Raw genomic sequence first — 6,814 nt, 5'->3', positions numbered from 1 at the left:
GCTGGACGCCCTGCCCGCGCGCGCCTGCGTGGTCAACGTGGCGCGCGGGCACGTCATCGACGAGAACGCCCTCGCGCAGCGCCTGGCCGCCAAACGGCTGGCCGGCGCCTTCCTCGACGTATTCCAGCACGAACCCCTGCCCGCCGGTTCGCCGTTCTGGGACCTGGAGAACGTTATCGTCACCCCGCACAGCGCCGCGTTCTCGGACGGCAACGCCGCCCGCGTGCGCGCCCTGTTCGCGCGCAATCTCGCGCGATACGCGGCCGGGGAGCCCCTGCTGAACGTGGCGCGGACCCAGGGCTTTCGCGGCGGCGGACGCCCTGCCATGCCGCCCAGCCTGTAAAGTGAAGCTCCCGTCTTGCACAACCGAAGAGGAGCAAACCATGGCAAGAATTCCCTACGCCGAGCTGGACAGCGAGCAGGCGCGGCCGCTGGTCGAGCGCATCGTCGAGGAACGCGGCAGCGTGCTGCACCTGTACCAGATGCTGCTGCACAGCCCGCCCATCGCGGAAGGCTGGCTCAACTACCTGACGGCGGTGCGCCAGAAGGCCAGCCTGCCGGGCGCGATCCGCGAACTGGTCATCGTGCGCGTGGCGCAGCTCAACGGCGCCCAGTACGAAGCCGACCAGCACATCCCGATCGCGCTGAAAGAAGGCGTCAGCCAGGCGCAGATCGACGAGCTCGGCAACTGGCAGGCATCGAGCCGGTTCAGCGAAGCGGAAAAGCGCGTACTCGCGCTCACGGACGAGATGACGCGCAACGTGCGCGTGGACAAGTCGCTGATGGAAAGCCTGGCGCGGGACTTCAATCGCCAGGAATTGGTCGAGCTGGTGGCCACCGTGGCGGCCTACAACATGGTGTCGCGCTTCCTGGAAGCGTTCGGCATCCACAGCGACGACGCCCGTTGAGCGGGCGGGCGGCCTGCCTTCATTCGGCGGATTGCCGCCGCAGTTCCTCCCGGTATTCGTCGCTGTGCAGCCGGCGCAGGTAATCGGCATAGGCCGCCCGGTACTCCGGGCTGTAGATGTCGGGGCTGCTGTCGCCGCGCCAGAATTTGTCCAGGCCAGCCCGCCGCCAGACGGCCAGGTCGGCCTTCACTTCGGCGCGCGTGACGCGGTTGCCCTGGCCGTTGTCCTGCGCCGCCCCGCCCGGCGCGGCGTGGGCCGCGGCCCCTGCGAGAGACATGGCAATCAATGCGGCAATGGCGGTTTTCTTCATGATTCTTCTCCTTCGAACGCGCGGGCACGGCCGGTTGCATCGAACGTGGCCGGGGCCCGACGAAGCAAGTTTGCGCGGAGTTCGTCTTTGGATAAACCGCCGGGCTGGAAAATAGCATTCCAGAAATCGACGCAACGGCGCGGTCAGCGGCCCAGCCGCGCGAAACGTTCGGTCAGGAAGTCCACGAAGCTGCGCACGCGCGGCAGCATCTGGTGGCGGCGGTGATAGACAGCATAGATGTCGGCTTCTGGTGTGGCGTATTGCGGCAGCACCTGCACCAGCCTGCCGCTGCGCAGATAGCGCTCGATGTCCCACTCGGCGCGCATGATGATGCCCAGCCCTTCCAGCGCCCAGCTCACGGCGATCTCGCCGTCGTTGGTGGTGAGGTTGCCGCGCACGTGCACGGCCTGGGGCCGCGCGGCGCCCGCCTGCGCCAGGCGCCACACGCCGTAGGCGTCGCTGCCCCTGCCGGATGCCGATGCAGTTGTGGCGCGCGAGGTCGGCCGGCGTGCGCGGCTCGCCATGCGCGCGCAGATACCGGGGCGAAGCGCACAGCAGCCGGCGGTTGGGCGCGAGGAAGCGGCCCACGATGCGCGCCTCGGGCGGAGCGCCGAAGCGCACGCAGACGTCGAAGGCGTCTTCGGCCAGAGGCGGAGGATCGGCCGAAAGCTGCAACTGCACGTCCACCCCGGGATGGCGCTTGATGTACTCGGAGATGACCGGCGCCACGTGCATGCGGCCGAAGCCCAGCGTGGCGTTGACGCGCAGCAGCCCGCTGGGCCGCCCGCCGGCCGCGCCGATGAGATGCTGCAGGGCCTCGATTTCGCCAAGAATGCGGCGCGCGTGCTCCAGCAGCAGTTCGCCTTCGGGCGTGAGCGAGGCGCGGCGCGTGGTGCGCACCATGAGCGGCACGCCCAGGCGCGCCTCCATCTGCGCCAGCCGCTTGCTGACGGCGGCGGTGGACACGCCGAGGTCGCGGCCGGCCGCGCTCAGGCTTGCGGCCGTGGCCACCGCCGCGAAGAAGCCCAGCTCGGAGGGCTGCAAGCCCGTTTTTCCGGTCATTCCGGTTTCAACCTTGAGTTAATCATGCTTCAACTTTAATCGCGTCCACGGCAGCCGTCCACGCGCAAGAATGACCTCTTGCCCGCCCGCCGCGCGGGCCGCCGATGAAAGCAGGAGCTACCCCATGAAGACGTATCGCATCGCCACCATTCCCGGAGACGGCATAGGCAAGGAGGTCGTGCCGGCCGGCAGGGAGGTCATGCAGGCCCTGGCCGAGGGCTCGGATTTCCGTTTCCAGTTCGAGGATTTCGATTGGGGCGGCGACTACTACCGCCGCCACGGCCGCATGATGCCGGACGACGGCCTGGACGCGCTGCGCGGGCAGGACGCCATTCTGTTCGGCTCCGCCGGCGACCCCGGCATTCCCGATCACATCACGCTGTGGGGACTGCGGCTGAAGATCTGCCAGGGCCTGGACCAGTACGCCAACGTGCGCCCCACGCGCATCCTGCCGGGCATCGACGCCCCGCTCAAGCGCTGCGCGCCGGGCGACCTGGACTGGGTCATCGTGCGCGAGAACTCCGAAGGCGAATACGCCGGGGTGGGCGGCCGCGTGCACCAGGGGCTGCCGATCGAGGCGGCCACCGACGTGTCCATGATGACGCGCGCCGGCGTCGAGCGCATCCTGCGCTTTGCCTTCCGCCTGGCCGGGTCGCGGCCCCGCCGCCATCTCACCGTCGTCACCAAGTCCAATGCCCAGCGCCACGCCATGGTGATGTGGGACGAGATCGCCGCGGAGATCGCGCGCGAGTTTCCCGACGTGAGCTGGGACAAGGAGCTGGTCGACGCCGCCACCGCCCGCATGGTCAACCGCCCCTCGTCGCTGGACACGATCGTGGCCACCAACCTGCACGCCGACATCCTGAGCGATCTGGCGGCGGCGCTGGCCGGCAGCCTGGGCATCGCCCCCACGGGCAATATCGATCCGGAACGGCGCGGCCCGTCCATGTTCGAGCCCATCCACGGCTCGGCGTTCGACATCATGGGCAAGGGCCTGGCCAACCCCATCGGCACGTTCTGGTCGGTGGCGATGCTGCTGGAACACCTGGGCGAGACGGCGGCCGCCGCGCGGCTGATGCGGGCCATCGAAGCCGTGACCGCCGACCCCGCCCTGCACACGCGCGATCTGGGCGGGCAGGCGACGACCGCGGAGGTCACGCAGGCTGTGCGCGAGCGCCTGCCGGCGCCGCAGACCGCCGGTGCGCCGGCCGCCTGAGCGCCGGCCGCCTGAGCGCCGGCCGCCGGTGCGCCGGCCGCCCGTATGCATCGGACCGGCGCGGCGCGCGGACGCAGATCCGCCGCCGCGCCCGGCAGGACCACCCGAGGAGGAGAACTCATGAACGTGCCCGCATTCCGCCAGGCCCCGCCTGCGCCCTCGCCGCGCCGCCGGCGCTTTCCCTGCTCCTGGCCGCCCTCGGCGCCCTGGCCAGCGCTCCCGCGCTGCATGCGGCCGAAGCCGGCCTGGCCCGTCCGGGCCATCACGCTCGTCGTGCCGTTCCCGTCGGGCGGCACCACCGACGTGCTGGCGCGCGCCCTGGGCGAGCAGCTTTCGCAGCGCGTGGGACAGCCCGTGGTGGTGGAGAACCGCCCGGGCGCGGGCGCCACCATCGGCGCGGACTATGTGGCCAAGGCGCGGCCCGACGGCTATACGCTGTTGATGGGCGCCGTGCATCACACCATCGCCACCAGCGTGTACCCGTCGCTGTCGTACGATTTCCAGAAAGACCTGGCGGCGGTCAGCCCGCTGGCCATGGTGCCCAATGTGCTGGTGGTCAACCCCGCCCAGGCGCCGGCCACGAGCGTGGCCGGCCTCGTGGAACAGGCGCGCAAGTCGGCCCAGCCCCTGGCCTACGGTTCCAATGGCTACGGCACCGGCCAGCACCTGATCGGCACGCAGTTCCAGGCCGCGGCGGGCATCACGCTGCTGCACGTGCCGTACAAGGGCAGCGGCCCGCTTACCACCGACCTGCTGGGCGGGCAGGTGGCCATGTCCTTCGACACGGTGACGACGGTGCTGCCCTACATCCAGTCGGGCAAGCTGCGGGCCCTGGCCGTCACCACGGCCCAGCGCTCGGCCGCGCTGCCGGACGTGCCCACCCTGGCGGAATCGGGCCTGAAGGACTTCGACATGGGCACGTGGTTCGGCGTGCTCGCGCCGGCCGCCACGCCCCGGCCCGTTATCGAACGGCTGAACCGCGAAATCTCCGCCATCGTCGGCCAGCCGGATTTCCGCGAGCGCCTGCTGGCGGCGGGCGCCGAACCCATGAGCGCCACGCCGCAGGCGTTCGCCCAGCGCATCGACGCCGACACCCGCCGCTTCGCCACGCTGGTCAAGGAAAACGGCATCAAGGTGGAGTGACGCCGGGCGCGGCGCGGCTTTCCAGGCCGGCAAGATAGTCCAGCAACAGCCGCGCCGCCATGCGCCTGGCCGCGGAGATGTACCTGCAACAGGCGCAGGCCAAGGCGCGGCACATTCCCTGCAAGGGCGTCGGCCCCATGATGGCCGACCTGATCGGCGGGCAGGTGGATTTCGGCGTGTTGTCCCTGCCTTCCGTGCTGCCGCAGATCAAGAGCGGCGCGCTCAAGGCCCTGGGGGCTGCCCGGGTACGAAGTCGGCGGCGGGTTCGTCGCCGCGGGGCCGGCGAAACTGCCGGCCGCCGAGGTGGAACGCGTCTACCAGGCGCTGCGCCGCGCCTTCAACGCCGCCGAGGTCCGGCAGGCCATGGCCACGCAGGGCAAGCAGATCGTGCTCATGCCCCCGCGCGAAACCGTGGCGTACTTCCGCTCGGAAATGGACAAGTGCGCCGCGATCGTCAGGCAGGCGGGCATCGAGCCCGTGCAGCAGGCCGCCCGGAAGGAAGCCGCCTACTCGTAGCGCTTGCCGGCTTGCAGCAGTTCGGGCGTGCCGATCAGCGCGTTCAGGCCATCGAAGTCCAGCATGCGCTCGCGCCAGGGCGCGGTGGTTCCGTGGCGGCGCAGGCTGCCATAGTAGGCCTGCAGCGCATGCGCCACGGCGCGCGAGGCGCCGCCGGGAAAGATCACGATGCGAAACCCGCGTCCGGCCAGGGCCTGCGCGCTTTCCACCGGCGTCTGGCCGCCCTCGACCATATTGGCCAGCAGCGGAATGCGACCGGCAAAGCGCGCGCAGGCCGCGTCCAGCTGTTCCGGCGTGCGCAGCGCCTCGATGAACAGCGCATCCACGCCGCATTCCAGGTACTGTTCGGCGCGGTCCAGCGCGGCGTCCAGTCCTTCCGCCGCCAGCGCGTCGGTGCGCGCGAGCACCAGCATCTCGTCGCGCGCGTCCAGCGCCGCGCGCAGCTTGCCGCACATCTCGGAAGGCGGCACCACCGTCTTGCCGGACAGGTGCCCGCAGCGCTTGGGAAACCCCTGGTCTTCGAGCTGGATCATGGCGGCGCCGGCGCGCTCGAAGCCGCGCACCGTGCGCTGCACGTTCAGCGCGTTGCCGAAACCCGTGTCGCCGTCGGCGATGATGGGCACGTCCACGCGCTCGGCAATGCGGGCCAGCGTGTCCGCCACCTCGCTGTAGGTGGTGAGCCCCACGTCGGAGCGGCCCAGGCGCGAATACGCGATGGACGCGCCGGACAGGTACAGCGCATCGAAACCGGCCTGCCCGGCGATGAGCGCCGACAGCGCGTCGTAGACGCCCGGGGCCAGCACGGTCTGCCCGGCGTCCAGCCGGCGCTTCAGCGTAGATATGGTCATCATGCCCTCAAAGGATGACGCGCCAGGCTGCCGTCGGCGAGCCTGCGCTTCAGGAGATTCATCAGTCCGCCGGCGCGCACCATATCCAGCAGGAAGCCCGGCACTTCGGCGCACGGCAGCGCCTCGCCGCCGGCGCGCAGCACCTGGCGCGCGGCCAGGTCCAGGGAGACGCGCTCGCCTTCCCCGATCTCGTCGGCGCGCTCGCAGGTGACGAGCAGCAAGCCCACGTTGAAGGCGTTGCGGAAGTACAGGCCGTTGAAACTCGGCGCGATCACGGCCTGCACGCCCAGGTGCACGAGCGCCGCGGCCGCCTGTTCGCGCGAAGAGCCGATGCCGAAGTTGCGTCCGGCCACCAGCACGTCGCCCGGCCGCACGGCGGCGGCGAACTCCGGGCGCACGCCCTGCAGGCAATGCCGCGCGATCTCCTCTATGCCGAATTTCATGTAGGCGCCCGGCGCCAGCTGGTCGGTGTCGATATCGGCGCCGACGCGCCAGACCCGGTGTTGTGTCGGTTGGGCGCTCATGCCAGCACCTCGCGGGGGTCGGTGATGCGCGCCGTGAGGGCGGCCGCGGCCACGGAATACGGCGAGGCCAGGAAGACCCGCGCCGTCTGCGCGCCCATACGGCCCTTGAAATTGCGCGCGGTGGTGGAAATGACGTTGACGCCTTCGGGAATGGAGCCGCCGTACCCGGAGCAGGCGCCGCACGACGTGGGCAGCACCTGCGCGCCCGCGGCGGCCAGCGCGTCCATGATGCCTTCTTCCTGCGCGCGCCGCTGGTCGAACGCGCTGGCCGGGGCCACCATCAGCGT

Annotated in this window: 9 protein-coding genes and 2 pseudogenes; 6 read left to right on the top strand and 5 right to left on the bottom strand. The window is 70.7% G+C overall.

Annotation, left to right across the window (positions count from 1 at the left end):
* A partial coding sequence (locus AD428_RS20705) for an NAD(P)-dependent oxidoreductase (protein ID WP_304438960.1) occupies positions 1-343 on the top strand: 343 nt, incomplete at its 5' end.
* A gap of 40 nt (positions 344-383) precedes the next feature.
* Positions 384-908, top strand: coding sequence for a carboxymuconolactone decarboxylase family protein (locus AD428_RS20700; RefSeq protein WP_053246428.1), 525 nt, complete (start codon positions 384-386; stop codon positions 906-908).
* A 19-nt stretch (positions 909-927) separates the two neighbouring features.
* Here the strand turns inward: AD428_RS20700 and AD428_RS20695 are convergent, their stop codons facing one another.
* Both AD428_RS20695 and AD428_RS20690 read right to left on the bottom strand, forming a co-directional pair.
* Positions 928-1,218, bottom strand: a complete 291-nt coding sequence (locus AD428_RS20695) for a DUF4148 domain-containing protein (RefSeq protein WP_053246427.1) — start codon at positions 1,216-1,218, stop codon at positions 928-930.
* A 143-nt stretch (positions 1,219-1,361) separates the two neighbouring features.
* Positions 1,362-2,280 (bottom strand): annotated as a pseudogene (locus AD428_RS20690) (LysR family transcriptional regulator).
* Between the two features lie 124 nt (positions 2,281-2,404).
* On the opposite strand from AD428_RS20690, the gene AD428_RS20685 reads away from it, so the two are divergent.
* The 4 genes and pseudogenes from AD428_RS20685 (at position 2,405) to AD428_RS29765 (ending at position 5,155) form a co-directional block, all read left to right on the top strand.
* Positions 2,405-3,496: a tartrate dehydrogenase gene (locus AD428_RS20685; protein ID WP_053246426.1), complete on the top strand. Its 1,092-nt coding sequence runs from the start codon at positions 2,405-2,407 to the stop codon at positions 3,494-3,496.
* Positions 3,497-3,616: 120 nt separating this feature from the next.
* Positions 3,617-4,639, top strand: coding sequence for a tripartite tricarboxylate transporter substrate binding protein (locus AD428_RS20680; protein ID WP_235491041.1), 1,023 nt, complete (start codon positions 3,617-3,619; stop codon positions 4,637-4,639).
* A gap of 59 nt (positions 4,640-4,698) precedes the next feature.
* Positions 4,699-4,824: pseudogene (locus AD428_RS29770) on the top strand (tripartite tricarboxylate transporter substrate binding protein); the annotation flags it as partial.
* A 118-nt stretch (positions 4,825-4,942) separates the two neighbouring features.
* Positions 4,943-5,155, top strand: coding sequence for a hypothetical protein (locus AD428_RS29765; protein ID WP_053246424.1), 213 nt, complete (start codon positions 4,943-4,945; stop codon positions 5,153-5,155).
* Here AD428_RS29765 and AD428_RS20665 read toward each other — a convergent pair.
* The 3 genes from AD428_RS20665 to AD428_RS20655 form a co-directional block, all read right to left on the bottom strand.
* A complete protein-coding gene (locus AD428_RS20665) occupies positions 5,146-6,003 on the bottom strand; it encodes an isocitrate lyase/PEP mutase family protein (protein WP_053246423.1) in 858 nt (285 codons plus the stop codon). The two genes, AD428_RS29765 and AD428_RS20665, sit on opposite strands and share 10 nt — an antisense overlap.
* Positions 6,003-6,527 carry a 3-isopropylmalate dehydratase gene (locus tag AD428_RS20660; RefSeq protein WP_053246422.1) on the bottom strand — a complete coding sequence of 175 codons (525 nt, stop codon included), beginning with the start codon at positions 6,525-6,527 and terminating at the stop codon, positions 6,003-6,005. The genes AD428_RS20665 and AD428_RS20660 overlap by 1 nt, the downstream gene beginning before the upstream one ends.
* On the bottom strand, positions 6,524-6,814 hold a 291-nt coding region (locus AD428_RS20655; protein ID WP_235491040.1), incomplete at its 5' end, for an aconitase family protein. The genes AD428_RS20660 and AD428_RS20655, both read right to left, overlap by 4 nt.

Source organism: Achromobacter sp. DMS1 (genome assembly GCF_001270295.1).
This window is presented reverse-complemented; position numbering and strand designations above follow the sequence as displayed.

Coding starts and splice junctions, on each gene's coding strand:
- AD428_RS20680 (WP_235491041.1), top strand. CDS start 3,617: ATGAACGTGCCCGCATTCCGCCAGGCCCCGCCTGCGCCCTCGCCGCGC.
- AD428_RS20700 (WP_053246428.1), top strand. CDS start 384: ATGGCAAGAATTCCCTACGCCGAGCTGGACAGCGAGCAGGCGCGGCCG.
- AD428_RS20685 (WP_053246426.1), top strand. CDS start 2,405: ATGAAGACGTATCGCATCGCCACCATTCCCGGAGACGGCATAGGCAAG.
- AD428_RS20660 (WP_053246422.1), bottom strand. CDS start 6,527: ATGAGCGCCCAACCGACACAACACCGGGTCTGGCGCGTCGGCGCCGAT.
- AD428_RS20665 (WP_053246423.1), bottom strand. CDS start 6,003: ATGACCATATCTACGCTGAAGCGCCGGCTGGACGCCGGGCAGACCGTG.
- AD428_RS20695 (WP_053246427.1), bottom strand. CDS start 1,218: ATGAAGAAAACCGCCATTGCCGCATTGATTGCCATGTCTCTCGCAGGG.